This is a genomic window from Skermanella sp., from assembly GCF_059503625.1.
In genome coordinates, this window is record NZ_JCACHA010000142.1 from 1 (window position 1) to 26,580 (window position 26,580).

26 protein-coding genes and 1 riboswitch are annotated in these 26,580 nt (G+C 65.2%); of the genes, 15 read left to right on the plus strand and 11 right to left on the minus strand.

The window, feature by feature from the left end; genetic code table 11:
* Positions 1–758 (plus strand): methyl-accepting chemotaxis protein (locus AC5JJ6_RS03785; protein WP_496040764.1); only part of this gene is annotated, 758 nt, incomplete at its 5' end.
* A gap of 186 nt (positions 759–944) precedes the next feature.
* Here the strand turns inward: AC5JJ6_RS03785 and AC5JJ6_RS03790 are convergent.
* The 3 genes from AC5JJ6_RS03790 to AC5JJ6_RS03800 form a co-directional block, all read right to left on the minus strand.
* Positions 945–1,196 (minus strand): hypothetical protein, encoded by a 252-nt coding sequence (locus tag AC5JJ6_RS03790; protein WP_496040765.1) that lies wholly within the window; start codon positions 1,194–1,196, stop codon positions 945–947.
* Positions 1,197–1,241: 45 nt separating this feature from the next.
* On the minus strand, positions 1,242–3,029 hold the full coding sequence (locus AC5JJ6_RS03795; RefSeq protein ID WP_496040766.1) for a GGDEF domain-containing protein: 1,788 nt from the start codon (positions 3,027–3,029) through the stop codon (positions 1,242–1,244).
* A gap of 144 nt (positions 3,030–3,173) precedes the next feature.
* A complete protein-coding gene (locus AC5JJ6_RS03800) occupies positions 3,174–4,076 on the minus strand; it encodes a LysR family transcriptional regulator (protein ID WP_496040767.1) in 903 nt (300 codons plus the stop codon).
* 120 nt (positions 4,077–4,196) lie between these two features.
* Here AC5JJ6_RS03800 and AC5JJ6_RS03805 point away from each other — a divergent pair, with 120 nt between their 5' ends.
* The 8 genes from AC5JJ6_RS03805 to AC5JJ6_RS03840 are packed head-to-tail and all read left to right on the plus strand — an operon-like array spanning position 4,197 to position 10,686.
* Positions 4,197–5,183 (plus strand): ABC transporter substrate-binding protein, encoded by a 987-nt coding sequence (locus tag AC5JJ6_RS03805; protein ID WP_496040768.1) that lies wholly within the window; start codon positions 4,197–4,199, stop codon positions 5,181–5,183.
* Between the two features lie 9 nt (positions 5,184–5,192).
* Positions 5,193–6,047, plus strand: coding sequence for an ABC transporter permease (locus tag AC5JJ6_RS03810; protein WP_496040769.1), 855 nt, complete (start codon positions 5,193–5,195; stop codon positions 6,045–6,047).
* A gap of 10 nt (positions 6,048–6,057) precedes the next feature.
* Positions 6,058–6,834, plus strand: coding sequence for an ABC transporter ATP-binding protein (locus AC5JJ6_RS03815; protein ID WP_496040770.1), 777 nt, complete (start codon positions 6,058–6,060; stop codon positions 6,832–6,834).
* A complete protein-coding gene (locus tag AC5JJ6_RS03820; protein ID WP_496040771.1) occupies positions 6,831–7,592 on the plus strand; it encodes an SDR family NAD(P)-dependent oxidoreductase in 762 nt (253 codons plus the stop codon). The genes AC5JJ6_RS03815 and AC5JJ6_RS03820 overlap by 4 nt, the downstream gene beginning before the upstream one ends.
* Entirely contained in the window at positions 7,586–8,296 is a 711-nt protein-coding gene (locus AC5JJ6_RS03825) for an SDR family NAD(P)-dependent oxidoreductase (RefSeq protein WP_496040772.1), read from the plus strand. Before AC5JJ6_RS03820 ends, AC5JJ6_RS03825 begins: the two co-directional genes overlap by 7 nt.
* A 29-nt stretch (positions 8,297–8,325) precedes the next feature.
* Positions 8,326–9,099: a creatininase gene (locus AC5JJ6_RS03830; protein ID WP_496040773.1), complete on the plus strand. Its 774-nt coding sequence runs from the start codon at positions 8,326–8,328 to the stop codon at positions 9,097–9,099.
* A gap of 7 nt (positions 9,100–9,106) precedes the next feature.
* Positions 9,107–10,069 (plus strand): agmatinase, encoded by a 963-nt coding sequence (gene speB / locus AC5JJ6_RS03835; RefSeq protein ID WP_496040774.1) that lies wholly within the window; start codon positions 9,107–9,109, stop codon positions 10,067–10,069.
* 5 nt (positions 10,070–10,074) lie between these two features.
* Positions 10,075–10,686 carry a DUF1989 domain-containing protein gene (locus AC5JJ6_RS03840; protein ID WP_496040775.1) on the plus strand — a complete coding sequence of 204 codons (612 nt, stop codon included), beginning with the start codon at positions 10,075–10,077 and terminating at the stop codon, positions 10,684–10,686.
* A 6-nt stretch (positions 10,687–10,692) separates the two neighbouring features.
* Here AC5JJ6_RS03840 and AC5JJ6_RS03845 read toward each other — a convergent pair whose 3' ends face one another.
* From AC5JJ6_RS03845 to AC5JJ6_RS03855, 3 genes are all read right to left on the minus strand, one after another.
* Positions 10,693–11,238, minus strand: coding sequence for a biotin transporter BioY (locus AC5JJ6_RS03845; protein ID WP_496040776.1), 546 nt, complete (start codon positions 11,236–11,238; stop codon positions 10,693–10,695).
* 72 nt (positions 11,239–11,310) lie between these two features.
* Entirely contained in the window at positions 11,311–11,910 is a 600-nt protein-coding gene (locus tag AC5JJ6_RS03850; RefSeq protein WP_496040777.1) for an energy-coupling factor transporter transmembrane component T family protein, read from the minus strand.
* Positions 11,910–12,584 carry an energy-coupling factor ABC transporter ATP-binding protein gene (locus tag AC5JJ6_RS03855; protein ID WP_496040778.1) on the minus strand — a complete coding sequence of 225 codons (675 nt, stop codon included), beginning with the start codon at positions 12,582–12,584 and terminating at the stop codon, positions 11,910–11,912. Before AC5JJ6_RS03855 ends, AC5JJ6_RS03850 begins: the two co-directional genes overlap by 1 nt.
* Positions 12,585–12,808: 224 nt before the next feature.
* Positions 12,809–12,933, plus strand: a riboswitch (guanidine-I (ykkC/yxkD leader).
* 73 nt (positions 12,934–13,006) lie between these two features.
* Here AC5JJ6_RS03855 and AC5JJ6_RS03860 point away from each other — a divergent pair.
* From AC5JJ6_RS03860 to AC5JJ6_RS03885, 6 genes are read left to right on the plus strand one after another with little or no spacing between them, the layout of a single operon-like run.
* Positions 13,007–13,735 carry an urea amidolyase associated protein UAAP1 gene (locus tag AC5JJ6_RS03860; RefSeq protein ID WP_496040779.1) on the plus strand — a complete coding sequence of 243 codons (729 nt, stop codon included), beginning with the start codon at positions 13,007–13,009 and terminating at the stop codon, positions 13,733–13,735.
* A gap of 19 nt (positions 13,736–13,754) precedes the next feature.
* Positions 13,755–14,402: an urea amidolyase associated protein UAAP2 gene (locus tag AC5JJ6_RS03865; protein ID WP_496040780.1), complete on the plus strand. Its 648-nt coding sequence runs from the start codon at positions 13,755–13,757 to the stop codon at positions 14,400–14,402.
* A 14-nt stretch (positions 14,403–14,416) separates the two neighbouring features.
* Positions 14,417–18,028, plus strand: coding sequence for an urea carboxylase (gene uca, locus AC5JJ6_RS03870; protein WP_496040781.1), 3,612 nt, complete (start codon positions 14,417–14,419; stop codon positions 18,026–18,028).
* Positions 18,029–18,075: 47 nt separating this feature from the next.
* Positions 18,076–19,149 carry a putative urea ABC transporter substrate-binding protein gene (locus AC5JJ6_RS03875; protein ID WP_496040782.1) on the plus strand — a complete coding sequence of 358 codons (1,074 nt, stop codon included), beginning with the start codon at positions 18,076–18,078 and terminating at the stop codon, positions 19,147–19,149.
* A gap of 3 nt (positions 19,150–19,152) precedes the next feature.
* Positions 19,153–19,977, plus strand: coding sequence for an ABC transporter permease (locus AC5JJ6_RS03880; protein ID WP_496040783.1), 825 nt, complete (start codon positions 19,153–19,155; stop codon positions 19,975–19,977).
* Positions 19,974–20,717: an ABC transporter ATP-binding protein gene (locus tag AC5JJ6_RS03885; protein ID WP_496040784.1), complete on the plus strand. Its 744-nt coding sequence runs from the start codon at positions 19,974–19,976 to the stop codon at positions 20,715–20,717. Before AC5JJ6_RS03880 ends, AC5JJ6_RS03885 begins: the two co-directional genes overlap by 4 nt.
* A gap of 168 nt (positions 20,718–20,885) precedes the next feature.
* On the opposite strand, the gene AC5JJ6_RS03890 is transcribed toward AC5JJ6_RS03885, so the two are convergent.
* From AC5JJ6_RS03890 to rhaS, 5 genes are read right to left on the minus strand one after another with little or no spacing between them, the layout of a single operon-like run.
* Entirely contained in the window at positions 20,886–21,932 is a 1,047-nt protein-coding gene (locus AC5JJ6_RS03890; protein ID WP_496040785.1) for an aldo/keto reductase, read from the minus strand.
* Positions 21,933–21,959: 27 nt separating this feature from the next.
* A complete protein-coding gene (locus tag AC5JJ6_RS03895; protein ID WP_496040786.1) occupies positions 21,960–22,946 on the minus strand; it encodes an ABC transporter permease in 987 nt (328 codons plus the stop codon).
* Positions 22,943–23,965, minus strand: coding sequence for an ABC transporter permease (locus AC5JJ6_RS03900; RefSeq protein WP_496040787.1), 1,023 nt, complete (start codon positions 23,963–23,965; stop codon positions 22,943–22,945). Before AC5JJ6_RS03900 ends, AC5JJ6_RS03895 begins: the two co-directional genes overlap by 4 nt.
* Positions 23,966–23,968: 3 nt before the next feature.
* On the minus strand, positions 23,969–25,465 hold the full coding sequence (locus AC5JJ6_RS03905; RefSeq protein ID WP_496040788.1) for a sugar ABC transporter ATP-binding protein: 1,497 nt from the start codon (positions 25,463–25,465) through the stop codon (positions 23,969–23,971).
* Positions 25,466–25,468: 3 nt separating this feature from the next.
* A complete protein-coding gene (rhaS, locus tag AC5JJ6_RS03910; RefSeq protein ID WP_496040789.1) occupies positions 25,469–26,491 on the minus strand; it encodes a rhamnose ABC transporter substrate-binding protein in 1,023 nt (340 codons plus the stop codon).
* Positions 26,492–26,580 lie beyond the last annotated feature (89 nt).

A 26,580-nucleotide genomic window follows, 5' to 3' on the forward strand; every position in this document is an offset into this window, starting at 1 on the left:
AGACGACGGCGCAGGCAATGTCCGCGACGGCGGACAGGACGGCGCAGCGTTCGACCGCCGTGGCGGCGGCGGCGGAACAGACCTCCGCGAACGTCCAGACCGTGGCTTCCGCCACGGAGCAGTTGTCGATGTCGATCCGTCAGATCGCGGAACAGGTAGCCTACTCGACCCGGATCGCCGATCAGGCGGTGAGGGTAACCGAACTGACCACGTCGAGGGTGACCGGCCTTACGGCGGCCGCACAGGAGATCGGTCAGGTCCTGACGATGATCACCGAGATCGCTTCCCGGACCAACCTGCTGGCGCTCAACGCCACGATCGAGGCGGCGCGCGCCGGCGACGCCGGCAAGGGCTTCACCGTCGTCGCCCAGGAAGTGAAGAGCCTGGCGCACCAGACCGCGACGGCTACCGACCATATCGCCCGTCAGGTCGCCGACATCCGCAACGCCACCGCCGAAGCCGTCGAGGCCATCGGGGGCATCTGCGAGACGATCGCGAGCATCAACGAGGTGTCGGCCAGCATCTCGGCCGCCGTGGAGGAACAAGGCGCGGCCACGGCGGAGATCGTCCGCAGCATCGAGCAGGCGGCCGGCGGAACGCAGGAAGTGTCGGCCAACATCGCCGATGTCCAGCAGGTCGCCAACGATACCGGCAACGCCTCCGGTCAGGTGCTGGACTCGGCCGGCGCACTCGCCGAACAGACCAGGGAACTGCAGGCTCAGGTCGTTGCCTTCATCCGCACGGTGCGCGCGGCCTGAACGCACCGGCTTCACGCGGCCCCGGTCCCGCGAGGGATCGGGGTTCGTTTGATTCTCTCGAAAGCTTTCTCACAACCGGCGGCGTCAGTGCCGCCCGAACCTATATGGCCTGAGATGGACAATACACGGTCGTTCGACCTGGCTGGAATCAGATGCGTATTCGCACAGGATCCTGGGCGGTCCTGCTCAGGCGGCGCCAAGGCTCCCCTGATCGCCGGCACCCATCGTCTTTCCGATGCTCTGCAAGCCGAACACGCTGAAATCACCCACTTTCAGGAAGCGGCGAAAAGACTGGACGATCAGATGCATGAGCTTCAGCGCGCGTGCGAGGCTTATCTGACGACCTGCCACGCCATCGATACAAGCGGCCTGAGCCTGGAGATGGAGCGTCTTTCTTCCACCGGTTCCTGCCCATACGCGAAGCAGGACTGATCGCATTGGCCGGTTTGCCGGTCATGTCCGCCTGAAGCAGGCGCTGCCGCTTCAGGCAGGCACCCGCTCCATCGACCCGCCGGCATCCCGCGTTTCGGCCAATGTCGCGAAAGCGAGCTTGCTGGGGGAGGCCTTCGCCTCCTTCTTGCTCGCGGCGATGGCCCCGCTGATCTCGTCGATGGTCGGGCAGGCGACGCCGGGGTTCAACTGGCACAGGACGGCGCTGGCCGTCAGCAGCGGGAAGGTCTTGGACCTGCCCTCCCGGTCCTCCGCCGTGATGAACCCGCGCGACCGGGTTTCCGGGTCGTAGAAGCTCTCGATATTCGACGTGAACCGGCCGATCAGCGCGCTTATCTCGGCGGCGCCTTCGCCGGCCGATACGCCGCGGATGCCGATGAAGAAGTCGTCGCCGCCGATGTGGCCCAGGAACCATGTTTCCGGCCGTGCCGCCTTGCGGCACAATTCGGCGAACAGCAGGATGGCGCGGTCGCCCTGGCGGAAGCCGTAGGTGTCGTTGAACGGCTTGAAGTTGTCGAAGTCGATATAGGCCAGAAAGGCGCCCTCGCCGTCCGCGATCCGGCTGGCGATGTACTCGTTGATGGCGGCGTTGCCCGCCAGCCGGGTCAGCGGGTTCTCCTCCCGCGCGCGGTCCAGGTTCTTCTCATGGACGGCGCGGATCAGCGAATGGGCGCTGAGGAAGCCGCGATAGACCATGTCGGTGGTGATCAGGATGCCGTCGGCGTGATCGGTAGCCGAGAAGATCGCCAGCATCTGGTCGAATGGGGTCGCAAGGTCGATCACCGGGCAGCGGACGACGAAGTCCGTGATCTTGCGGCCGATCTGCTTGTTGGCGATCAGGTCCTTGCCGAAGGGAGAATACGCGTAGTTCTTGAGGCTGCTTTCGCACAGGATGCCGAGCGGCCGGCCGGCGCCGTCGACCACCGGGAGAAAAGACGCGCTGGCATTGCTGGCGAACCTGCCGAAGACCTCGCGCATCGGCATGTCGGATGGAATTGCCGGAGCCGTGTCCAGACGCTCCAGCACCCATTCCTGATCCTTCTTCCTGCGGTCCGTGAAGCTGTCGCACATGCCGACATGCGGGAAGGACAAGCCGGCGCGGCGTGCATCCGCGATGGGTGCCTGGACGTAGAAGCCCTGGACCAGATCGCTGCCCAGGTCGCGGCAGATCCGCAGTTGCTGAGCGTTCTCGATACCGACGGCAATCACCTGAACGCCCAGCGTATGGGCCACGCCGATCAGTTGAGCCAGAACCACCCTTTTGCGGGCATTCGCCTCGATCCCCTGGATGAAGGAGCGGTCGATCTTGATGAAATCCGGCTCGACCTCGTGCAGCATCTCCAGTCCATCGGCGGTGACTCCGAAGCGGTCGAGCGCCAGCATGGCTCCCCCTCGCTTCAGCAGCCGAACGCGGGCAGCGGCGTCCGTACAGGCGGGCATCGACGTTATCTCCGTCACCACCCGCACACCGTCCTTGCCGGGGTCTCCGGCTCCGATGCCGCTCAGGACATTCCAGGCGTCGGCTATTCGATGATCCAGGTTGAAGGACAAAACCCGGGAGCCGTCCGCTGCGGAAGGCGGCAGCATCCGGAGAGCCTTGCGCCGCACGAGAGCTTCGAGTTCCGACAGCAAACCGGCGTCGTGACTGGCACGCAGCATTTCCCCGACCGACCGGTATCCCATTGCCTCATGTCCCCGCACCAGGACCTCGTGTGCGAAGATCTGGCCGGAGGTGGTGCTGACTATCGGTTGAAATGCGACGGTAAGGCGCTGAAGATTTTCCCGGAGCATTCGCCAGTCGCCCTTTGCGCAGGTCCGCATGTCCATAGAACCTCCGTTTGACAAGCGCTGTGCTGGTGCAGGTTCGCCAGATCTGATACTTCGGATATCATGACCACTCGCATTTCTGCAACTTGAAGGGAAGAAGACATAAAAGTTTAATAATAACTAGGCTAATGGTTTTATTCACGCCGAGGCGGCCTGACGTCTAATTTCCTGGACGAAGGACTGGACCAGCGCCCGCTGTTCGTCGGCGCTGCGCGTCACGACGAAATGCGACGACGCGAAATTGTAGGTCTTCGGTTTCAGCGGGCGCATCAGTCCGCGTCCGACCCAGTCCTCGCCGATGTGGCAGGGCAGGAAGCCGATGAAACGGCCCGATAGGATCATCATGACCTGCGCCTCCATGTGCATGACGGTGCCCGCCGGCCGCGGATGGTTGGCGCGGTAGAGGTCGTCGAAGTGCTGGTAGCCGCGCACGGCGAACGACGCCGCTTCGATGGCGCTTCTGTCCAGCCGCTCGTCCGGCACGTCGAAGAGCGCATGGGGACGGCCGCAGTAGAGGGCGTGCGGCTCCCGGTAGATCGGCTGGTAAGTCAATCCCGGTACCTTCTGCGACATCGGACCGACCACGACATCGCGTGAGCCGTCGGCGACAGCCGTTTCCAGCTCCGCCGGGGTGGCGAGCCACAGGTCGATGAAGACATCCGGCGCGTAGTCGCAGTAGCGACCCAGGGCCTTGTGGATGCCGAGCACGGGCGAGGTCACGACGCCGTCGACGATGCCGATCCGCAGCCTCCCCATCAGCTTGCCCCGGTCGCGCCCGATCCGCGACTGGAAGGCGTCGATCTCGGCGAACAGCCGCTTGGCTGCGTCGTAGGTCGCTTCCCCGAACTCGGTCAGGCGGAAGCCCCGCCGCCCGCGCTGGCACAGCGGCGCACCCAGTTTCCGCTCCAGCGCCGCCAGATGGGTGCTCAGCGTCGATTGCGACAGGTTGAGCAGGATCTGCGCATCGGCGAAGCCGTCGGCTTCGGCCAGGGTCACGAAGACGCGCAGCAGGCGCAGGTCGATATTGTCGAGGCGTCTCATGATCGGGCCTGCTTCGATACATTTATGGTTTTCGATGTATCCGTCTATTAAACGGGATTCATTTTCGATGTAAACCTGGGTGATGATCGCGGCATCGAATTCCTGTGAAGAGGGTCACCGATGCTCCGCATAAGTCAGATCGCAGCCGCTGTATTCCTTCTCGGGACCGTTTCCGCACCGGCCCTGGCCGCAGACACCATCCGCGTGCTGTCGCCGACATGGCCGGGGTTCGCCCCCGTGTTCGTGGCGTCCGACAAGGGTTACTTCAAGGAACTCGGCCTGACCGTCGACATGAAGTTCGAGGACGACCGCGCCAACGTGATGGCGGCGATGCAGCGCGGCGACATAGACGTGGATATGCGGACCGTCGGCGAGCACCAGGGCCGCCCGCGCGACGAGACCACGCCCGGCATCATCATCGGCACGATCGACAAGTCGGTCGGCGGCGACGGCGTGATCGCCGACGGTTCGATCGACGGCGTCGCCGACCTGCGCGGCAAGAAGATCGCGGTGGAGCCCAACATCCCCGCCCGCCTGCTGCTTCAGCTTGCCCTCAAGAAGGCCGGGATGAGCCTGAACGACTTGCAGATCGTGGAGATCGCGACCGCCGACACCGCAGCGGTCTTCGCCGATACTTCGATCGCGGCGGTCGGGACATATCAGCCGTTCCAGTCCCAGGCGATCACGATCTCCCCCGCGCGCAAGGGCAAGGTCCTGCTGTCGTCGCTCGATTCGGAGATCATCATCGACGTGATCACCGCCCGGCAGGACGACCTCAAGAAGAACCCCAAGAAGTACCAGAACTTCCTGACCGGCATCTATAAGGCCATCAAGTTCTTCGAGACCAATCCGGCCGAGTTCATCGCGCTGGCGGCGCCCCACTACAATCTGAGCGAGGACGAGGTAAAGGACATCATCGCCACCAGCCTCGCCTATACGCCGCTCGCCGAGGCCAAGGAGATGATCGGAACTCCCGGCAAGCCCGGCAAGCTGTACGGGATCTTCGATACCGTCATGGAGCTCAACCTGGAGAACGGCGCCGCGGAGACGAAGCTGTCGGCTTCCAGCCAGATCGATCCTTCGGTGATCGCCGCCGTCTCTCCGTAGGCCGGACACATGACAGATATCAGCGAAACCGCCCCCGTGACCGCACCGAATTCCCGACTTGCCACGACGGCTCCCAGGCCCGATCCATCCTCGATCTGGGCGTTTCGCGGCACCCTGTCCAGGCGGGCGCAGATCGGGATCGGCGTCGGGACCAGCGTCGGGCTGCTGCTGATCTGGGAGGCGGTCGCACGGATCGGGCTGGTGAATACGACCTTCCTGCCCTCCCCCAGCACCGTGCTCGGTTCGATGCTGATGATGGTCCAGAAGCAGAACCTGCTTCAGCATGCCGGCATCTCGACGCTGCGGGTATGGGTCGCCTTCATCCTTGCGGCAGTCATGGCGATCCCCATCGGCATCCTGATGAGCAGCTACCGCGTGGTCGGAGCGGCACTCGAGCCGATCATCGACTTCATCCGCTACCTGCCGGTGCCGGCGCTGGTGCCGCTGTCGATCATCTGGTTCGGCGTCGGGGAAAGCACGAAGCTGTATCTGCTGTGGCTCGGCACCTTCTTCCAGCTTGTCCTGCTGGTGGCCGACGACATGCGCCGGGTGCCGCACGAGTATATCGAGATCGCCCATACCCTGGGAGCGAACACGCGGCAGACGCTCCGCGACGTGGCGTTCCGCGCCATGCTGCCGGGCTTGGTCGACAACCTGCGAATCACGCTGGGCTGGTGCTGGACCTACCTGATCATCGCCGAGATCGTCGCGGCCGACAGCGGCATCGGCTTCGTCATCTGGACCGCCCGCCGGTACATGAAGACGCCCGAAGTGATGGCCGGCGTCGTCGTGATCGGAGTGATCGGACTGGTCACCGACCAGCTTCTCCGCGCCGTCCACCGCCGCGCCTTCCGCTACCTGTGAGATTGGAGAAATGATCGAGCCCTATCTGGCCTTCCATGGCGTCACCAAGCGGTTCGGCGACCTGGACGTGGTGGCGCAGCCGTTCAGCATCACGGTCGAGCGAAACGAATTCGTCGTCTTCCTGGGGCCGTCCGGATGCGGCAAGACCACGCTGATGAGGATGATCGGCGGGTTGGAGACGCCCTCCTCCGGGGTGATCAGCCTGGAAGGCCTGCCGGTCGGCGGACCGGATCACCGGCGCGGCATGGTGTTCCAGTCCTACTCGTCCTTCCCGTGGCTGACGGTTGCCGAGAACGTCCTGTTCGGTATGCGCTACCGCAAGGACCTGACGGAACAGCAGAAGGTTGCCCGCCGCGACAACTATCTGGAACTGGTAGGTTTGTACGAGTTCTCCGACGCCTACCCCAACAAGGTCTCGGGCGGCATGCGCCAGCGGGTGGCCATCGCCCGGACGCTTGCGGCAGGCTCCGACGTGATGCTGATGGACGAGCCGTTCGGGGCGCTGGACGCCCAGCGGCGGGAGCGCTTGCAGGTGGAGCTTCGGGCGATCCAGCGGCGCGACGCCAAGACAATCGTCTTCGTGACCCACGATGTCGAGGAAGCGGTGTTCCTGGCCGACCGGGTCATCGTCTTCTCCAAGCGCCCCGCCCGCGTCATGGCCGATATCGACATCACGGAACGCTTGGGTGCTGAGCGTCCGCTCGAACTGCGCGACAGCCCGGAGTTCTTCCAGCTTCGGAATGGGGTTCTGAAATTGCTGCGCGAAGCGGCGGGAGACGAAGAGTGAGCGACTTTCTGAGCTTCAAGGGGCGCACCGTCCTGATCACCGGCGCCAGCCGGGGCATCGGCTTCGGGATCGCGCAGGGATTCGCCGCCGCCGGAGCTGATCTCCACGTCGCGGCGGAGAACGAGGGCATCCATGCCGCCGCTGGAGAACTGGGCGCCACGGCGCACCGCGTCGATATCACCCGCAACGATGAAGTCGTGGCCATGGCGGCGCGGATCGGTACCGTCGATGTGCTGATCAACAATGCCGGCCTGGAGCTGATGACTCCGCTTGACGACCCGAGCGCCGAGAACGAAGCGGCGTTCCGGCGGATCGTCGAGATCAACATCCTCGGGACCTTCCTGGTGACCCGCGCCGTGGCGCCGGGAATGCGCGCCGGCGGCGCCATCGTCAACACGGCTTCCGTCTGGGGCCGCGTCGCGGAGCCGCTGTTCTCCGCCTATGTCGCGTCCAAGCACGCGGTCATCGGCCTGACCAAGACCTGGGCGAAGGAGCTTGGCCCCAGGGGCATCCGGGTCAACGCGGTGTGCCCCGGCTGGGTGCGGACCGAAGCTTCCATGCGGTCGCTCGGCAGGATGGCGGAGCGGGCGAACCGTCCGGAGCCGGACTTGCTCGACGACATCATCGCCGGACAGGCGCTGCCGGGCTTGATGGAGCCGCCCGATATGGCGGGAACGTATCTTTTTCTCGCCTCCGGCCTCGCCGCCAACATCACCGGCCAGAGCCTCGGGGCGGATCGGGGAGAAGTGCCATGGTGATGGGACTGGACGGAAAGCGGGCGCTGGTGACCGGTGCCGCCAGCGGCATCGGCCGCGCCGCCCGTGCGGCACTTCGCGATGCCGGTGTGCGGGTAGTTGGGCTTGACCGCGTGCCGGGGAGTGACGGCGACGCCGACTGGGTCATCGCCGACCTGACCGACGAACGTCAGGTCATCGACGCGGTCGCCGGCGCCGTGGATCGTCTCGGCGGCCTGGACATCCTGGTCAACTGCGCCGGGATCGAGATCGAAGCGCCGCTGCGCGGCATCGACATCGCCGATATCGACAGGATGTACGCGGTCAATGTCCGGGGTCCGATCATCGTGGCGCGGGAAGCCTTGAAGGCGATGAAGCCGGGCTCCCGCATCATCAACATCGCGTCGGAACTGGCGTATCTGGGACGGCAGAACGCGTCCGGCTACTGCGCCACCAAGGGGGCGATGATCTCGCTGACCCGTTCCTGGGCGCGGGAACTTGCCCCGGACATCCTCGTCAACGCCGTGGCTCCCGGTCCGATCGACACGCCGCTGCTGGGGTTCGACCGAATGACGGAGGCTCAGAAGGCTCTCGAATCCGCCAATCCGATGGGCCGGATCGGGCGTCCGGAGGAAGTGGCCGCCGCCATCCTCTTCCTGGCCTCCCCTGCCGCCAGCTTCACCACGGGACAATGCATCAGCGTCGATGGCGGCGCGGCAATGCACTGATCCGGCACTCACTCGAAGGAACCGTTTCCATGGTCGAGAGCGTCTTCATGGCCGAGCTGAGCTGGCCGGAGTTCGCCGCCAAGGTGGCAGAGGGCGTCACCGTCTTCCTGCCGCTGGGTACTACCGAGCAGCACGGCCCCCACATGGCGATGAGCGTGGATGTCGTGCTGCCCACCGCGGTCTGCGAACGGGTGGCGCGCAACGTCGGCGGCATCGTCGCCCCGACCATCCCCTATGGCTACAAATCGCAGCCGAGGTCGGGCGGCGGCGAGGCGTTTCCAGGCACCACGAGCCTCGACGCCAACACCTTCTCCCTGGTCGTGCGCGACGTGATCCGCAGCCTCGGCACCGACGGAATTCGGCGGCTGGTCGTCGTCAACGGCCATTTCGAGAACTGCTGGCCGGCGGTAGAGGGCGTCGATCTGGGCCTCCGCGAACTGCGGCGAGACGGAATCGCCGACATGCAGGTGATGCGGCTGGAATACTGGGACTTCGTCGGCCGCGACACGCTGGACAAGCTGTTCCCCGAAGGCTTCCCCGGAACCGAGCTTGAGCACGCCAGCCTGCTGGAAACGTCGCTGATGCTCCTGCTGCGGCCCGATCTGGTCGATATGAGCAAGGTACCTTCCGATGGTCCGGCAAAGTTCCCGACTTATGACCGCTACCCCGTCCCCGAAGGCTTCGGCCCCACGTCCGGCGTCCTTGCCCGTGCCCAGGGTTCGACCGCCGAAAAGGGCGAGCTTCTGATGAACGACCATGTTGAGTGGATCACACAAGCCGTCCGGAAAGAGTTTGGAGTTTAACAGCGATATGAGCGACAAGGTTTTCGAGCCACTCGACAGCGGCGTCGTGCCGCGTTTCGCCGGTATGCCGACCTTCATGCGCCTGCCGGTCGCAACCCCGCAGGAGGTGGACGTGGCGCTGATCGGCGTCCCGTTCGACGGCGGAACGACCAACCGGCCCGGCACCCGCCACGGTCCTCGCGAGATCCGCAACCAATCCAGCCTGACCCGCCGCGTCCATCACGTCACCGGCATCTCGCCTTACGATCTGGTACGTGTGGGCGATTGCGGCGACGCACCGATCAACCCGCTCGACCTCGCCGCGAGCATGGAGAGCATCACCGGGTACTACAGCGGCGTTCGGCAGGCCGGGGCGGTTCCGCTGACGGTCGGGGGCGACCATCTGATCTCGCTGCCGATCCTGCGCGGCCTGGTTGATAAGGGACCGGTCGGGCTCATCCACTTCGACGCCCATTCCGACACCTTCGACAGCTTCTTCGGCAGCCGGTACAACCACGCGACGCCATTCCGGCGCGCGGTGGAGGAAGGTTTGCTCGATCCGAAGCGGACCGTCCAGATCGGGTTGCGCGGCGCCATCTCGGACGCGGCGAACTTCGACTACGCCAGAGAGCACGGCATTCGCCTGATCTTCATCGAGGAATTCGACGAACGCGGCGCGAAGGACGTCATGGCCGAGGCCCGCGCCATCGTCGGCGACCTGCCGACCTACGTGTCCTTCGACATCGATGTCCTCGACCCGTCGATTGCGCCGGGGACCGGCACGCCGGAGATCGGCGGCATCACGACGCGGGAGGCTCAGAAGATGCTCCGGCTGCTCGGCGGCCTGGACATCGTCGGCGCCGACCTTGTCGAGGTATCGCCACCCTTCGACCCCTCCGGCGCCACGGCGCTGACGGCGGCGACGATCATGTTCGAGTTGCTCTGCGTCATGGCGCAAAGCATTTCCGACCGGAAGCAGAAGAAGGATTGACCATCATGTCCGCCGAACAGCTCGTGACGATCCCCGCCCGCAGGGGAAAGGCCGCCTTCGTCGCCAAGGGGCAACTGGTCAAGATCATAAACACCCATGGCGAACAGGTCGTCGATACCTGGGCCTTTCGGCGCGACGACATGACGGAGTTCATGTCGAACGAGCACACCCGCGCCCATATCCTGAAGATCATTCCCAAGATCGGCGACGCGCTGCTGACCAACCGCCGCCGCCCGATCCTGACATTGCTGGAGGATACCTCCGGAGGCGTCCACGACACGCTGATCGCCGCCTGCGACCGGTACCGCTACGAGCTGCTGGGCTGCGAGGGTCATCACGACAACTGCACCGACAATCTGGCCCAGGGACTGGCTGACCTGGGGCTGACTCCACCGGAAACGCCGAGCCCGCTGAACCTGTTCATGAACATCCCGGTCGCCCCTGACAACAGCCTGTCGTTCGAGGCCCCGCCCGCTCCGGTCAAGGGCGGTTATGTCGTCCTGCGGGCCGAAATGGACCTGGTGATCGCATTCTCGGCCTGCCCGCAGGACATCCTGCCGATCAACGGCACCGCCTGCCAGCCGACCGACGCGCATTTCAGCGTGTACGATGCGTGACGATTTTCAGGCGCGGATGACCGGGTAACTCCGGTTGACCGTCTTGGCGACGAAGGCGGCGATGACGACCTTGATCAGGTCGCCGGGGATGAAGGTGATCGATCCCGCCGCCGCCTTCTCCAGCGGCAAACCCGCGATCAGGCTCAGACCGATGATACCGATGACATAGACGACAAAGATGCCTCCAACCGCGCAGGCGGCTAGGAGATGCGCGAAGCCGAGGCGCTTCCAGAAGCGCTCGGTCAGCCAGCCGGTCACGAAGGCGCCGATTGGCCAGGACACCAGGAAGCCCGCCGTTGGTCCGAAGAAGACGCCAAGTCCGCCGCGTCCGCCCGACAGCAAAGGCAATCCTACCGCGACCAGCGCCAGGAACAGCACGATCGCCAGCGCGCCGCGCTTGGCGCCCAGGATGGCGCCAGCGAGCATGACGCCCATGGACTGCGCCGTAATCGGCACGGGAACGAAGCCGACCGGGACAGGCGGCATCAGCCCAAGAGCCGCCATGATGGCGGCGAACAGGGCAACGTGAACCATATCGCGAGTGCTGAGCATTTCAGTTCAATCCGGTTTCTTCGAGGAAATCTATCTGGGCGGAGATCGGTGTGGGCTTCTGCCGGGGAAAACTCAATCCGGATCGTAGCCGCGCGCCTCGATGGCGTCGGTCAGCACGCTGGCCATGCGCAAGGTCTTGACGATCAGCGGCACGGCGACGGCGGTGACGCTGCGCTCCAGCCCACGCGCCTGCTGAGCCGCGCGGATCTCCCGCACCAGATCGACCAGCAGCGGTACGAAGCGGATCGCCAGCGAGATCATCAGGCTGATCTTGGCCGGATTTACCCCTACGAACCGCAGGGGCCGAAGTCCGACTTCCAGCGCATCGACCATGTCCGACACGCGGGTCGTCAGAGTGATCACGACCGCCAGGGAAACCAGGATGGTGAAGCGCAGCACCGTCACCAAGCCGCTCTGCCAGCTTACCAGCAGCGCATGGACCGCGAAGAAGAAAAGCGCCAGGAACAGCACGGGGCGAAGCTGGGCCACGACCTCGCGGGCGGGCAGACGCGCAACGGCGAAGAGGCTCAAGACAACGGCGAGGACAGCGGCAAGTACCCGCCAGTCGTCCACCGCGATCAATGCCAGCGCCGACAGCGCCAGCACCAGCATCTTGACGCCGGGAGCAAGCGCGTGAATGACGGAGTCCCGGTCGATGTAGAGGCCCAGCATCAGTTCATCAGTTCGACATAGCGGGCGATGGCGGGTCCCGGACGATCGTCGGCGACGACGCGGCCGCCGTCGAACACCAGCACGCGGTCGAAGCCGCCCAGCAGGTCCAGGTCATGGGAGATGAAGATGGCGGTCTGCGGCAGCGCGGCGACGATTTCCACGATCTTCCGCTTGTTGCGCAGGTCGAGCAGCGTCGTCGGCTCGTCGAAGACGACATAGACCGGCTCCATCACCAGGACGGAGCAGATCGCCAGAAGCTGCTTCTGTCCGCCGCTCAGCAGATGCGCCGAGCGCGTCCGGTGTTCGGTCAGGCCATAGCGGTCGAGGACGGCGGTCACCCGGCGCGCGATCTCCGCCTTGTCCAGCTTCAGGTTCTTGAGCCCGAACGCGATGTCTTCCTCAACCGTGGGATAGACGATCTGCGTGTCCGGGTCCTGGAACACGAAACCGACTTTCCGGCGCACCGCCTTGCCATCCGTCCGCGTATCCAGGCCATCGACCGTCACTGTCCCCTCGTCCGGAACGACCAGCCCGTTCAGCAAGCGCGCGAAGGTGCTCTTGCCGGAGCCGTTGGCCCCGACCACGGCTACCCGCCGTTCGGCGATGGACAGCGATACGTCGCGCAGCACCGGATGATCGCCGAAACTGTGGCTCACCTGTTTGAGTTCGATCATCGGAGGATACGCCCAATCCATGGCCGGCTGAAACTTTAGGCCGCTACTGCCACGGAGAATTGTTGAGAATCAAGGGGTTTGAAATCCGTTACGACGCGACTGCTTAAAATGACGCCAGACGTGGTGCCAGGGTAGGCAGAAACCGAGTTATTGCATGCATGGTCCGTCCTCAAGACTTGGATTTCAGCGTTTCCTTAGCGTGGCATCACACTTGCAAAAACCCTTGCCCTAGCAGCTAGGGTTCCGGCTGGACAGGTTTTACACACCCGTCCGGTGTTACTGGTCCGAGAGCAGCGACCCGTTCGGTGAACAGCGAACGGGCACACGGCGGGACAAAAGCCCGGGAGGTCTCAAACACGGAGGATGTTGCTCCGATGGGACGTCCCATTGCCCGGCACTCCTCCTATGCCTGAGGTGTGGCCATGGCAACCGTTCGCCCCGACCTGCTTTATCAAGATCAATTCGACGGCGGCAAGCATTGGTCGTTCACGCTGAAGCGCGGAACGGTCCTGCGTCTGATCGACCGCGACGGCGGCGCCAATGTCGGCATGCTGTTCTACAATCCAAGCAATCTGCTGGAGCGCTACAACGCCCCCGACACGCTGAAGTGTCAGCACACGTTCAAGCTGACCGCCGGTCATTGCCTGTATTCGGACATGGGCCGGATCTTCTGCTCGATCGTGGAAGACACCGCCGGCTGGCACGACACCGTCTGCGGCAACTCCACCAAGGCGCAGGTATCCTCGAAGTGGGGCAGCAGGAGCTATCAGGAATACCGCAACGACTGGACCCAGAACGGCCATGACAGCTTCCTGGTGGAAGCGGCCAAGTACGGCATGGGCCGGCGCGATCTGGCGGCCAACGTCAACTGGTTCAGCAGGGTCCGCACGGAAGAGGACGGCTCACTGGTGTTCGACGGCTCGCAGGCCAAGGCGGGCGCCCATGTCGATCTGCGGTTCGAAATGGACACGCTGGTCCTGTTCCACACCTGCCCGCATCCGATGAACCCTGCCACGGAGTACCCGCGCAAGGGCATAGCGGTCGAACTCTACCGGGGCGAGCCGGTGGCGGAGGACGATCCGTGCCTCAACAGCCGGCCCGAGAACGGGCGTGGCTTCGCCAACAATCACCTTTATCACCTGTGCGGCTGAGCGGATCGGGACCGAAACGATGACCAGGAAAAGCACCCTCTCACCCGATGCCGCCAGCTACTGCAAGGTCGTTCCCGCAGGCGATTACTGGATTCACAAGGTCCGTGCCGGCCAGATCTTCCGGATCGTCGATCTGGAAGGCAATCAGGCCGCCGACACCCTGTTCTACAGCGCCGCCGACCCGGCAGAACGCTACAGCGCGGTCGATACCATCCGCGAGCAGCGCAACGTCTATCTCAGCGTCGGCACCAAGCTGATGTCCACGGCCGGCAACCCGATGCTGGAGATCGTCGCCGACACGGTGGGCCGGCACGACACGCTGGGCGGGGCCTGCTCGACCGAGAGCAACACCGTCCGCTATGCGCTGGAGAAGAAGTGCATGCACGCCTGCCGCGACAGCTATCTGCTGGCGGTGGCCGAGCACGAGGAATTCGGCCTGACCAAGCGCGACATCACCCATAACATCAACTTCTTCATGAACGTGCCGGTCACCCCCGACGGCGGCCTGACCTTCGCCGACGGCGTCAGCGGACCGGGCGAGTATGTCGAGATGCGGGCCGAAATGGACGTGATCGTCCTGATCTCCAACTGCCCGCAGCTCAACAACCCCTGCAACGCCTACAACCCGACACCGATCGAGGTGCTGGTCTGGGACGCGTCGGCGTAGAGGGGAAAACCACCATGTTCAGAAAAGTCCTGATCGCCAATCGCGGCGAGATCGCCTGCCGCGTGATCCGAACGCTGGACCGGATGGGGATCGCCTCCGTCGCGGTCTATTCCGAAGCCGACCGGCATTCACTGCATGTAGCCATGGCCGGCGAGGCGGTCTACATCGGGCCAGCCGCCGTTTCGGAAAGCTACCTCGACGCCGACCGCATCCTGGAAGCGGCGCGCGTCACCGGCGCCGAAGCGATCCATCCCGGCTACGGCTTCCTGTCGGAAAACCCCGGCTTCGCCGAGGTCTGCGCCGAGGCCGGCATCGTCTTCGTCGGTCCGACGCCGGACCAGATGCGGGCGTTCGGGCTGAAGCACACCGCGCGTCGGATCGCCCAGGACAGCGGCGTGCCGCTGTCTCCCGGCAGCGGCTTGCTGGCCGATGCCGGGGAGGCGGTGCGGGCTACCGACAGCATCGGCTATCCGGTGATGATCAAGAGCACGGCTGGCGGCGGCGGCATCGGCATGCAGCTCTGCCGCGATCCGGCGCAGCTCGGCCCCATGTTCGAGGCGGTGTCCCGGCTCTCGCGCAACAACTTCAAGGAATCCGGCGTCTACCTGGAGAAGTTCGTCGAGCACGCCCGCCATATCGAGGTGCAGATCTTCGGCGACGGGCGCGGCAGCGTGGTTGCACTGGGCGAGCGGGACTGCTCTGCGCAACGGCGCAACCAGAAGGTGATCGAGGAAACACCCGCTCCTGCCCTTTCCAACGACCAGCGCCAAGCGCTGTTCGACGCGGCGGAGCGGCTGGGCCACGCCGTCGGCTACCAGTCCGCCGGGACGGTGGAGTTCATCTACGACACATCCGCCGGCGAGTTCTACTTCCTGGAGGTCAATACCCGGCTCCAGGTCGAGCACGGCGTCACCGAGGAAGTGACCGGCGTCGATCTGGTGGAATGGATGATCGCCCAGGCCGCCGGAGAGCACCTTCCGCTGGCGGCCCACTCCCGACGGGCCGAGGGTGCCTCGATCCAGGTCCGCGTCTATGCCGAAGACCCCGGCCGGGCCTTCCGCCCCTCCGCCGGTATCCTGACCGAAGCGGTCTTCCCCAAGGACGCACGGGTGGAGACATGGATCGAGCGCGGGACGGAGGTAACGCCGTTCTACGATCCGCTACTGGCCAAGATCATCGTACGCGGCAGTACCCGAGCCGACGCCATCGCCAAGCTGCGGGCGGCGCTGGACGGTTGCCGGCTCGACGGGATCGAGACCAATCTCGGCTATCTGCGCCAGTTGGCCGCCGACCCGCTGTTCGCCGAAGGCGGCTTCACCACGCGCTACCTCGATACCGTCACCTACAGGGCGCAGTCCATTGAGGTCGTATCACCCGGCACCCTAACCAGCGTGCAGGACTATCCGGGACGCGTCGGCTACTGGGAAGTCGGCGTGCCGCCGTCGGGTCCGATGGACCCGCTGGCCTTCCGGCTGGGCAACCGGCTGCTGGGCAATCCCGAAGGGATGGCCGGACTGGAATTGACCGTTTCCGGACCGGTGCTGAAGTTCAACGGCGATGCCGTGGTCTGTCTGGCGGGGGCCGGCATGCCGGCCTCTCTCGATGGCGAAACGGTGCCGTTTTGGCAGCCGGTCGCCATCCCAGCCGGTGCTACGCTCCGGATAGGTGCGGCGACCGAAGCCGGATGCCGCGCCTATCTGCTGGTCCAGGGCGGCATCGACGTGCCGGACTATCTCGGCAGCCGGTCCACCTTCACCCTGGGCAAGTTCGGCGGTCATGGCGGGCGGGCGCTGATGCCCGGCGACATCCTGCATATCGGAAGCGAGGCCGCCGGAGAAGCGCTGCCGCTGTCCCCTGCCCTCGTTCCGGAATACGGCCATGCCTGGGAGATCGGCGTCCTCTACGGTCCCCACGGAGCACCCGATTTCTTCACCGAGAGCGACATCGAAACGTTCTTCGCGTCGGACTGGGAGGTCCATTACAACTCCAGCCGCACGGGCGTCCGGCTGATCGGCCCCAAGCCGGAATGGGCACGCAAGGACGGCGGCGAAGCCGGGCTGCACCCGTCCAACATCCACGACAACGCCTACGCCATCGGCACCATCGATTTCACCGGCGACATGCCGGTCATCCTGGGGCCGGACGGGCCGAGCCTGGGCGGTTTCGTCTGCCCGGCGACCATCGTGCAGGCCGAGCTTTGGAAGATCGGCCAGTTGCGCCCCGGCGACCGGGTCCGCTTCCGACGCCTGACCGCTGCCGAAGCGGCACGCCTGGAAGACGCCCAGGACGCCGCCATCGCGATGCTTCGCCCGGCCGATCCGGCCAGCCTGCCGCCGCGTCGCGGCACCGGTTCCGACGATGCGGTCCTGCACCGGCTCGCAGCGGTTCGCGGCGGAGAGGATGTCGTCTACCGGCGCTCCGGCGACCGCTATCTTCTGGTGGAGTATGGTCCGCTGGTGCTGGACCTGAACCTGCGCTTCCGGGTCCATGCACTCCAGCAGCACCTCAAGGCTGCCGACTTGCCCGGCATCCTGGACCTGACGCCCGGCATACGCTCGCTCCAGATCCACTATGACAGCAGGGAACTGGCGCTGACGGACCTGCTCGACCACCTGATCGCCGCGGAGCACGCCCTGCCCGCCATCGACGATCTGGAGGTCCCGACCCGCATCGTCCACCTGCCGCTGTCCTGGGACGACGAGGCGACCCGGCTCGCCATTTCCAAATACATGCAGTCGGTGCGGGCGGACGCTCCCTGGTGCCCGAGCAATATCGAGTTCATCCGCCGCATCAACGGGCTGGACGATATCGAGGCGGTCAAGGCGATCCTGTTCGATGCCAGCTATCTGGTCATGGGTTTGGGCGACGTCTATCTCGGCGCTCCCGTGGCGACCCCGGTGGATCCCCGTCACCGGCTGGTCACGACCAAGTACAACCCGGCCCGTACCTGGACGCCGGAAAACGCGGTCGGCATCGGCGGCGCTTACCTTTGCGTCTATGGCATGGAAGGACCGGGCGGCTATCAGTTCGTTGGGCGCACCTGCCAGATGTGGAACACCTACCGGGACACGGCGGAGTTCCCGCCCGGCCAAACCTGGCTGCTGCGCCACTTCGACCAGATCCGCTTCCATCCCGTCTCCCATGACGAGCTGCTGGCTTTCCGGGAGGATTTCCTGCAAGGCCGCGCCTCGCTGAAGATCGAGGAATCCACCTTCCGCCTGCGCGACTACCGCCGCTTCCTGGAAGACAACAACGCTTCCATCGAAGCCTTCAAGGCCACCCAGCAAGCCGCCTTCGAGGCCGAACGCGCCCGCTGGGAAGCGTCCGGCCACAACATTGCCGTCTCGATGGAACCGGCGGCCGATGCCGGCTTCGACCCGGCGGCCGACCTGCCGGACGGCGGCGAGGCGATAGCCAGCCCGGTATCGGGGAGCATCTGGAAAATCGCCGGAGCGGCCGGCGGAGCGGTCAAGGCGGGCGACGTCCTGGTGATCGTCGAGTCCATGAAGATGGAGATCGCCGTCTCCGCCCCTTCCGACGGGATGCTGATCGAGATCCGCTGTGCCGAAGGTCAGGCGGTCTCGCTGGGGCAGCCGCTGGCCGTCTTCATCCCCACGGCAGCCTGAGTTTCACACGCACCAGTAACGCCAATAGAATCAGAGGAGCTTCCCGTATGCGGACCCTGTTCAAGCGAGCGATCGTCGGCCTGACCCTGGCGCTGGCCCTTGCGGCCACTCAGTCGCCCGCCATCGCGGCGGAGAAGGCGACCTTCCGGATCGCGTGGTCGATCTATGCTGGATGGATGCCTTGGGGCTATGCCGCCGACAGCGGCATCATGAAGAAGTGGGCCGACAAGTACGGTATCTCGGTCGAGATCGTACAGATCAACGACTACGTCGAATCGATCAACCAGTATACGGCTGGCGCCTTCGACGGCTGCGTCATGACCAACATGGACGCGCTGACCATCCCGGCCGCCGGCGGCGTGGATTCGACGGCGCTGATCTCGGGCGATTATTCCGACGGCAACGACGGCGTTGTGCTGAAGGGCGGCAAGAGCCTGAAGGACATCAAGGACCAGAACGTCAATCTGGTCGAGCTGTCGGTCTCCCACTATCTGCTCGCCCGTGCTCTCGACACTGTCGGGATGTCGGAGCGCGACGTCCGCGTCGTCAACACGGCCGACGCCGACATCGTTTCCGCCTTCGTCTCGCCCGACGTGACCGCGACGGTGACCTGGAACCCGCAGCTCAGCGAAGTGCGGAAGGCCGAGGGCGCGGCAATGGTGTTCGACAGCAGCAAGGTCCCCGGCGAGATCATCGACCTGATGGTCGTCAATACCGAGACCCTGAAGCAAAGCCCCGCGCTGGGCAAGGCGCTGGTCGGCGCGTGGTACGAGACGCTGGCGCTGATGAAGGACGGCGGTCCGAAGGGAACCGAGGCGCTGACCGCCATGGCGACCGCGTCCGGCACCGATCTGGCGGGCTATAAGTCGCAGCTCGCCACCACCAAGATGTTCTACACGCCCGCCGAGGCCGTCGCTTTCGCGACCAACCCGGATCTGGTCAAGAGCATGGATCTGGTCCGCACCTTCTCGTTCGACCATGGGCTGCTGGGCGAAGGCGCCCGGACCGTCGATGCCGTCGGCATCGCCTTTCCCGGCGGGACGGTGCTGGGCGACGCCGGGAACGTCAAGCTGCGCTTCGATGCCGACACCATGAAGATGGCCGCCGAAGGGAAGCTCTGAGCGATGCGCCGGATCATCAACCTGCGCCCCGGCCGGGGAGGCATCGTGCTGTGGGGTGCGCTGCCGTTCCTGATAGCAGGCGTCGCCTACGCCGTGGCTTCCTCCGCCCGGCTGGCGGCGAACCCGAACGACAAGCTGCTGCCGCCGTTCGAGTCCTTCGTCGCCGCGATCGGGCGGCTGGCGCTCAACCCCGATCCCCGGACCGGCGACTACCTGATGTGGGTGGACACGCTCGCCAGCCTGGAGCGGCTGGGCATCGGTCTGGCGGTGGCGACGGCGCTGGCCCTGGTGCTGGGCGTGGCGGTCGGGTTGATCCCGTATATCCGGGCGGGACTTTCGCCCCTCATCGGCGTGATCTCCATGATCCCGCCGATGGCGGTGCTGCCCGTCCTGTTCATCGTGTTCGGACTGGACGAGTTGTCCAAGGTGGTGCTGATCGTGTTCGGCGTGGCGCCGTTCCTGGTGCGCGACCTGGCGCTCAAGGTCGGCGACATGCCACGGGAGCAGCTTATCAAGGCGCAGACTCTTGGAGCCTCGACGTGGCAGATCGTGGTCCGCGTCGTGCTGCCGCAGATGCTGCCCCGGCTGATCGACGCGGTGCGCCTGTCGCTGGGACCGGCATGGCTGTTCCTGATCTCTGCCGAGGCCATCGCCGCGACGGAAGGCTTGGGCTACAGGAACTTCCTGGTCCGCCGCTACATGGCGATGGACGTGATCCTGCCCTACGTCGCCTGGATCACGCTGCTGGCCTTCCTGTCCGACGCGGGCCTCCGCTGGATCAACGCCCGTTTCTTCCCCTGGCTTCAGGCGGGAAAGGGACAGTCATGAGCCGGATTTCCGTCAGGAACGTCTGGAAGGAATATCCCGGACAGGTCGTGCTGGAACGCCTGTCGCTGGAGATCGCGTCCGGCGAGTTCTGCGCGTTGGTCGGTCCGTCGGGTTGCGGCAAGACCACGTTCCTCCGCATGCTGCTGGGCGAGGAAAGCCCGACCCGTGGCACCATCGAGCTGGACGGCAAGCCGCTGGTGGCGGAACCCGGCCCCGATCGTGGCGTCGTGTTCCAGCGCTATTCGGTCTTCCCGCACCTGACGGTGCTCCAGAACGTGATCATTGGACGGGAGTTCGAACGGTCGCCGTTCCTGGGCAAGCTGTTCGGCGCCAAGCGCCGCGCCGCCGAGGAGGAAGCGGAGGAGGTGCTGAACGAGGTCGGCCTGTCCGCCCATCGCGCCAAGTACCCGGCCGAGCTTTCCGGCGGCATGCAGCAGCGGCTCGCCATCTCGCAGGCCTTGATCCGCAAGCCGAAGGTGCTGCTGCTCGACGAGCCGTTCGGGGCGCTCGACGCCGGCACCAAGAGCCAGATGTACGAGCTGCTGCTGCGGCTCTGGGCTGAACACAAAATGAGCATATTCATGGTCACGCATGACCTGAAGGAAGGCTTCACCCTGGCAACACGGGTGCTTGCCTTCGACAAGGTCCGGATCGACCCGCAGGCGCCGGGAGCCTACGGGGCGACGGTTACCTACAATCTACCCCTGGAAGACAAGATCGCGGCGATGGCGGTCGCGTGATCGTGGCCTTGATCGTTAGTGTGGAACATGCCTTGCATGGATTTTCAGCCGCAACCCAGGACAGGAGAGCAGGCTTGGATTACCCATGGCAGACCCGGCTTCGACAGATCGCCACGGCATTGCAGCACCTGATGAGCGTTCGCGCTCATGCCCTGCATCCGTGGCTGTTCAACCCGGATGACTACCGTCCGAGAATCGAAGCGGCGCATCCTCGCGCAGCAGCTTCTCGTGCTTCAGCTCGGCCCACAGGTCGGCCGGAATAGGGTGGCTGAAGTGGCGGAGGTTGGCGGCGACCTGCTCCGGTGCGACGGCGCCGGGGATCACGGACGCGACGCAGTCGTGGCCTAAGGGAAACTGGAGCGCCGCGGCAGCCATCGTCACGCCATGGCGGCGGCAGACGGCGTCGAGCCGGCGGACCAGTTCCATCTGCTCTGGAGTCGCGTCCTCGTAATTGTACTTGGCGCCGGGCACCGCCCCGCTCGCTAGGATACCTGAGTTGAAGACGCCGCCGATCACGACGCCGACATTGCGCTCGCTGCAATAGGGCAGCTCGCGGTCCAGCGTGTCCTGTTCCGCCAGGGTGTAGCGCAATGCTATCAGGAAGAAGTCGAGATCGAACAGGTCGAGGAACCGGGGGATCATGCCCAGTTCGTTGATGCCGCAGCCGATGCCCCGGATCACGCCGGCGTCCCGCAATTCCTCCAGCGCCCGCCAGCCGCCGGTGGCGAGCTGCGCCATATAGGCGGATACCTTCTCTGCGTGGATATGGTGGCGGAAATCCAGGTCGTGGATGATGGCCAGGTCGATCCGGTTCATCCCCAGCCGTTGCAGGCTGTCCTCGAACGAGCGCATGACGCCGTCGTAGCTGTAGTCGAACACATGGTCGAAGTGCAGCCCGCCCGTCCAGAAGCCGGTGTCGAACGCGCCTGCCCGGCGCGGCGACTTCAGGACCCTGCCGACCTTGGTGGACAGCACGAACTCGTCGCGCGGCTTGGTGTAGAGGAAGCGCCCGATCCGGTGCTCGCTCTGGCCCCTGCCGTACCAGGGCGCCGTGTCGAAGTACCGGACGCCCGCATCCCAGGCCGCCTGCTGCACGGCCATCGCCTGCTCGTCGGGGACCCGCGTGAACAGGTCGCCCAGGGGAGCGGCGCCGAAGCCGAACTGGGTCACATGGACATCGGTGCGGCCCAGCCGCCGCTTTGTAATCGGGTTCATGATGCTAACCTCTCTCGTTTCTTATGGTTATTGCCGCAGCATCCGCCGGATCAGGATCGGCACCGCGATCGAGGCGATCAGAAGCGTCCCGACGAAGACGCTCATCACGATGCCGGGCACATTCATCAGCGACAGCCCGAACGTCATCATCCCCAGCACGAACACGGCGATGAAGACGCCGGAGATGGTGCCCGATCCGCCCATGATGCTGACGCCGCCGAGCACCACCATGGTTATCACTTCCAGCTCCCAGCCCGCCGCGATGTTAGGTCGCGTGCTACCGATCCTTGATGTCAGCAGCACGGCGGCCAAGCCCGCCATCAGGCCGTTCAGGGTGAACAGCACCAGCCGGTACCGATCCACCGGAATGCCGGAGAACCGCGCCGCGACAGGGTTGTTGCCGATGGCGTAGATCCGCCGTCCCGTCGTGGTGAAATGCAGGACGAAGCCGAACACGGCGGCCAGCACCAGGAACAGGACGAATTCGAACGGAATCGACCACACCAGATAGCTCTGCCCGAACCACGAGAACCCCGCCGGGTACGACGTGATCGCCGTGTCGCCGAGCACGACATAGGCGATGCCCCGGAACAGCGACATCGTGCCGATCGTCACGACGATGGCGGGGATCTGGAACCGGGTGATGATCGCCCCGTTGGCGAGGCCCGCCAGCAACCCGGTCGCCAGCCCGATCAGCACCAGCAGCGGCACTCCCGCACCGGCCTGAGCCGCCAGCCCCATGAACACGGACGCCAGTGCAATGATCGAGGCGACCGACAGGTCGATGTCCCGCGTCACGATGATCAGCGTCATGGACAGCGCCATGATCGCCTTCTCACTGAAGTTGAACGTCGAGTCCAGCAGGTTGTAGTAGTCTAGGAACCAGGGCGAAAGCCGGCTGTTCACCAGCATCACGACGCCCAAGAGCACCAGCAGCAGCACTTCCCAGCGGAGCCAGAAATCGACCGCCGCCGCCTTGCGGCGGTCGGCGACTTCGTAGCGAAGCGACGTCATGACGGTGTCTCCGGACGGACTTGGAGGGGCGCCTGGACCGATGGCTCGGTCTCGCGCAGGATCAGCTTGCCCTTGCGGGCTTCGCTGCGGGAATTGACGATCACAGCGCAGAGGATGACGAAGCCGGAAATTGCCATCTGCCAGAAGGGCGAGACCTGGATGACCGGCAGTGCGTTGCCGATGATCCCCAGGAACAGCCCGCCCAGCAGGCAGCCGGACACCGACCCGATGCCGCCCGCGACGCTGACGCCGCCGATCACGCAGGCGGCGATCACCGTCAGTTCGTAGCCGAATGCTACTTCGGTGAAGGCGATGGCATAGCGGGAAACCCAGAGGTAGCCGCACAGCCCGGCGATGGCCCCGGACAGGCAGTAGACCAGGAACTGGCAGCGCTCGATCCCGATGCCGACATAGCGGGCCGCCAGCGGGTTGCCGCCGACCGCATACAGCGACCGCCCGGTCCGGCTGAAGTTCAGGAACACCGCCATGCCAGCACAGACCGCCAGCGCGATCCAGACCAGGGCCGAGACGCCGAACAGGCTTTGGCGCGGGAAGTCCAGGTAGGGCCGGCTGAACTCGTGCGTCACGACGGAAGCGCCGCCGCTCAGGATGAAGATCATGCCGCGATAGGCGCTCAGCGTGCCCAGGGTCACGACGATGGGCGGGATCTTGACCCAGGCGATCAGCGCCCCGTTGACGGCGCCCAGGCAGAAGCCGATCAGCGGAGCCAGCGCCAGGGTCACGGCGATGGGCAGTTCCGGATGATACTTGGACAGCAGGGCGGTACACATGCCGGTGAAGGCCATGTTGGACGCCACCGACAGGTCGATGCCCCGCGTCAGGATCACCGCCATCTGGCCGCAGGCCAGCATCAGCAGGATGGCGGTGTCGGTCAGCACGTCGCCCAGGCTGGCGGGAGTGAGGAAGACTGGTGCCCGCGCCCCGACCGCCGCCAGCAGCAGGGCGATCAGGACCAGAAGCACGACCTCGCGGCGGCGCGCCAGAGCGGTCAGGTCCATGGGTCAGACCCCTCCCGTGGCGGCGGTGACGACGGCTTCCGCCGTGGCTTCGGCCCGTCGGAAGCGCCGGCGGATGCGGCCCTCGTGCATGACGATGATGTTGTCCGACATGCCCAGGATCTCCGGCAGTTCCGACGACACCAGGATCACCGCCAGACCGCTCTTAACGAGTTCTCCCATGAACTCGTGGACGGCGGCCTTGGAGCCGACGTCGATGCCCTTGGTCGGCTCGTCCAGGATGATGACCGCCGGATCGGTCGCCAGCCATTTGGCGATCAGCACCTTCTGCTGGTTGCCGCCGGACAGGTTGGCGACAGGCTGGTCCCAGTGGGTCGCCTTGACCGCCAGCCGTTCGCCGAAGCGGCGGGCCAGGGCACGCTCCCGCCGCGGCCGCAGCACGGGACCGCCGTTGACGCGGTCCACTATCGGGAGCGTGATGTTCTCCGTGATGCTCATCGGCAGGATGGCGCCCTGTATCTGACGGTCTTCCGGGACATAGGCGATGCCGGCGCGGATCGCGTCCGATGGGCTTCGGACGGTGATCTCCCGCCCGGATATCCTGACGCGGCCCCGGCTGGGCCGGGTGATGCCGAACAGGGCCTGCATCGCTTCGCTCCGCCCTGCCCCGACCAGTCCGTAGAAGCCCAGGATTTCGCCCTTGCCGAGCTTGAAGCTGATGCCGTCGAACTCGGTCGGATGGGACAGGTCTTCCACCTCGAGCACCGTCTCGCCTAGGGGAACGGTGACCTTGGGGAACACCTGATCCAGCCTGCGCCCGACCATCATGGTGACCAGCTCGACCCGCGTGACGTCGCCGATCGCGCCCGCTCCGATGAACCGGCCGTCGCGCAGCACGGTCCAGCGGTCGGCGATGGCGAAGATCTCGTCGAACTTGTGGCTGATGAAGAGAACAGCCTTTCCAGCCGCCTTGAGCTGGGCGACGATCTTGTAAAGTTCGCCGATCTCGTGCTGGGACAGGGCAGCCGTCGGCTCGTCCATGATCACGATGCGCGAGTCATGGGACAGCGCCTTGGCGATACCGACGATGTGCTTCTGCGCCACGGTTAGGTCGCGGAGCACGGTATCGGGCGAGATGTTGACCTCCAGCCGGGCCAGAACGGCGCTTGTGTGCGCCTTCATGGCCCGCCAGTCCACGAACCGGCTGAAAAGGCCGCGCCCCCGCGTGGGGTGGTGGCCCATGTGGATGTTCTCGGCGACGGTCAGGTCGTCGAACATCACGGTTTCCTGGTGGATCGCCGTGATCCCGGCCCGCCATGCATCGTAGGGCGAGCCGAAATCCGCCAAAGTACCGTCGATCAGGATCTCCCCGGCGTCCGGCTTTTCGATCCCGGTCAGGATCTTGACCAGGGTGGACTTGCCGGCGCCGTTCTCCCCGACCAGCGCCATGACTTCGCCGGCCCGCAGGCTGAGCCGGACGTCGTCGAGCGCCTTGACGCCGGGGAAGCTTTTGGAAACCCCGGACAGCGCGAGGATCTCCATGCTCTAGAACACCTTGGCGTATTCGGCGACGTTCGACTTGTCGAAGGTGAAGGGCTCGGCCATGACGACGACGCCGTCGGGACCGACCTTGACCTTGCCCATGCGTCCCGCCGGCACTTCATCGCCGGGGACGCCCTTCACGGTGCCCTTGATCAGGTTGTAGGCGATTTGGGTGGTCGTGTAGCCGAGGTCGATCGGGTTCCAGATCGCGAAGGACTTGGTGGCGCCGGCTTCGACGGCAGCCTTCATTTCCGACGGCAACCCTAAGCCGGTGACATAGACCTTGCCGACGAGGTTCTGGTCGGTCACGGCCTTGGCGGCGGCGACGATGCCGATCGAGGTCGGCGAGATGATGCCCTTAAGGTTCGGGTAGGATTTGAAAAGGCCGAGGGTCTCGCGGTAGCTCTTGTCCGACTGGTCGTCGCCGTAGGCGGTGGTGACCAGCTTCATCTTGGCGTATTTCGGGTCCTTCAGTTCCTCCTTCATGGCGGCGATCCAGTTGTTCTGGTTCGTCATGGTGGACGCCGCGCTGAGAATGGCGAACTCGCCCTCCCCGCCCATGGCGTCGGCCATCATCTGGACCTGCTTTGCGCCGATCAGCTTGGTCTCGGACGGATCGACCTGGATGATGCGGCCTTCGGGCGCGATCGCGCTGTCGAAGGAGACCACCTTGATGCCCCGGTCCATTGCCCGCTTGGTGGCGGGGATCAGGGCGTTGGTGTCGTTGGCGGAGATGGCGATGGCGTTGACCCGCTGCGCCATCAGGGAATTGATGATCTCGATCTGCCCCTCGGCGGTGGCGGAGGTCGGGCCGACATAGATGATCTCGACATTGCCGAGTTCCTTGGCCGCTTCCGTCCCGCCGTCGCGGACCGCGTCGAAGAAGCGGTTGCCGAGGTTCTTGACCAGGAAGGCGATGCGGATCTTACCTTGCCCCTGCGAAATGGATGCTGCGCCGCACACAGTAATCGTCGCGACCAGCAAGGCAGCGGCTACCCTGAAGACAGCCGATGACAGTCTCCTCATGGCTCGATTCCTCCCGTTTGAACTGTTCTTGTTTTGCCTGTTGCAGCGTCATCGTACCCGAGACCGGTCAGGCTGGCGATTGCGCATTG

Coding starts and splice junctions, on each gene's coding strand:
- AC5JJ6_RS03790 (WP_496040765.1), bottom strand. CDS start 1,196: ATGCGATCAGTCCTGCTTCGCGTATGGGCAGGAACCGGTGGAAGAAAG.
- AC5JJ6_RS03795 (WP_496040766.1), bottom strand. CDS start 3,029: ATGCGGACCTGCGCAAAGGGCGACTGGCGAATGCTCCGGGAAAATCTT.
- AC5JJ6_RS03800 (WP_496040767.1), bottom strand. CDS start 4,076: ATGAGACGCCTCGACAATATCGACCTGCGCCTGCTGCGCGTCTTCGTG.
- AC5JJ6_RS03805 (WP_496040768.1), top strand. CDS start 4,197: ATGCTCCGCATAAGTCAGATCGCAGCCGCTGTATTCCTTCTCGGGACC.
- AC5JJ6_RS03810 (WP_496040769.1), top strand. CDS start 5,193: ATGACAGATATCAGCGAAACCGCCCCCGTGACCGCACCGAATTCCCGA.
- AC5JJ6_RS03815 (WP_496040770.1), top strand. CDS start 6,058: ATGATCGAGCCCTATCTGGCCTTCCATGGCGTCACCAAGCGGTTCGGC.
- AC5JJ6_RS03825 (WP_496040772.1), top strand. CDS start 7,586: ATGGTGATGGGACTGGACGGAAAGCGGGCGCTGGTGACCGGTGCCGCC.
- AC5JJ6_RS03830 (WP_496040773.1), top strand. CDS start 8,326: ATGGTCGAGAGCGTCTTCATGGCCGAGCTGAGCTGGCCGGAGTTCGCC.
- speB (WP_496040774.1), top strand. CDS start 9,107: ATGAGCGACAAGGTTTTCGAGCCACTCGACAGCGGCGTCGTGCCGCGT.
- AC5JJ6_RS03840 (WP_496040775.1), top strand. CDS start 10,075: ATGTCCGCCGAACAGCTCGTGACGATCCCCGCCCGCAGGGGAAAGGCC.
- AC5JJ6_RS03845 (WP_496040776.1), bottom strand. CDS start 11,238: ATGCTCAGCACTCGCGATATGGTTCACGTTGCCCTGTTCGCCGCCATC.
- AC5JJ6_RS03850 (WP_496040777.1), bottom strand. CDS start 11,910: ATGCTGGGCCTCTACATCGACCGGGACTCCGTCATTCACGCGCTTGCT.
- AC5JJ6_RS03855 (WP_496040778.1), bottom strand. CDS start 12,584: ATGATCGAACTCAAACAGGTGAGCCACAGTTTCGGCGATCATCCGGTG.
- AC5JJ6_RS03860 (WP_496040779.1), top strand. CDS start 13,007: ATGGCAACCGTTCGCCCCGACCTGCTTTATCAAGATCAATTCGACGGC.
- AC5JJ6_RS03865 (WP_496040780.1), top strand. CDS start 13,755: ATGACCAGGAAAAGCACCCTCTCACCCGATGCCGCCAGCTACTGCAAG.
- uca (WP_496040781.1), top strand. CDS start 14,417: ATGTTCAGAAAAGTCCTGATCGCCAATCGCGGCGAGATCGCCTGCCGC.
- AC5JJ6_RS03875 (WP_496040782.1), top strand. CDS start 18,076: ATGCGGACCCTGTTCAAGCGAGCGATCGTCGGCCTGACCCTGGCGCTG.
- AC5JJ6_RS03880 (WP_496040783.1), top strand. CDS start 19,153: ATGCGCCGGATCATCAACCTGCGCCCCGGCCGGGGAGGCATCGTGCTG.
- AC5JJ6_RS03885 (WP_496040784.1), top strand. CDS start 19,974: ATGAGCCGGATTTCCGTCAGGAACGTCTGGAAGGAATATCCCGGACAG.
- AC5JJ6_RS03890 (WP_496040785.1), bottom strand. CDS start 21,932: ATGAACCCGATTACAAAGCGGCGGCTGGGCCGCACCGATGTCCATGTG.
- AC5JJ6_RS03895 (WP_496040786.1), bottom strand. CDS start 22,946: ATGACGTCGCTTCGCTACGAAGTCGCCGACCGCCGCAAGGCGGCGGCG.
- AC5JJ6_RS03900 (WP_496040787.1), bottom strand. CDS start 23,965: ATGGACCTGACCGCTCTGGCGCGCCGCCGCGAGGTCGTGCTTCTGGTC.
- AC5JJ6_RS03905 (WP_496040788.1), bottom strand. CDS start 25,465: ATGGAGATCCTCGCGCTGTCCGGGGTTTCCAAAAGCTTCCCCGGCGTC.
- rhaS (WP_496040789.1), bottom strand. CDS start 26,491: ATGAGGAGACTGTCATCGGCTGTCTTCAGGGTAGCCGCTGCCTTGCTG.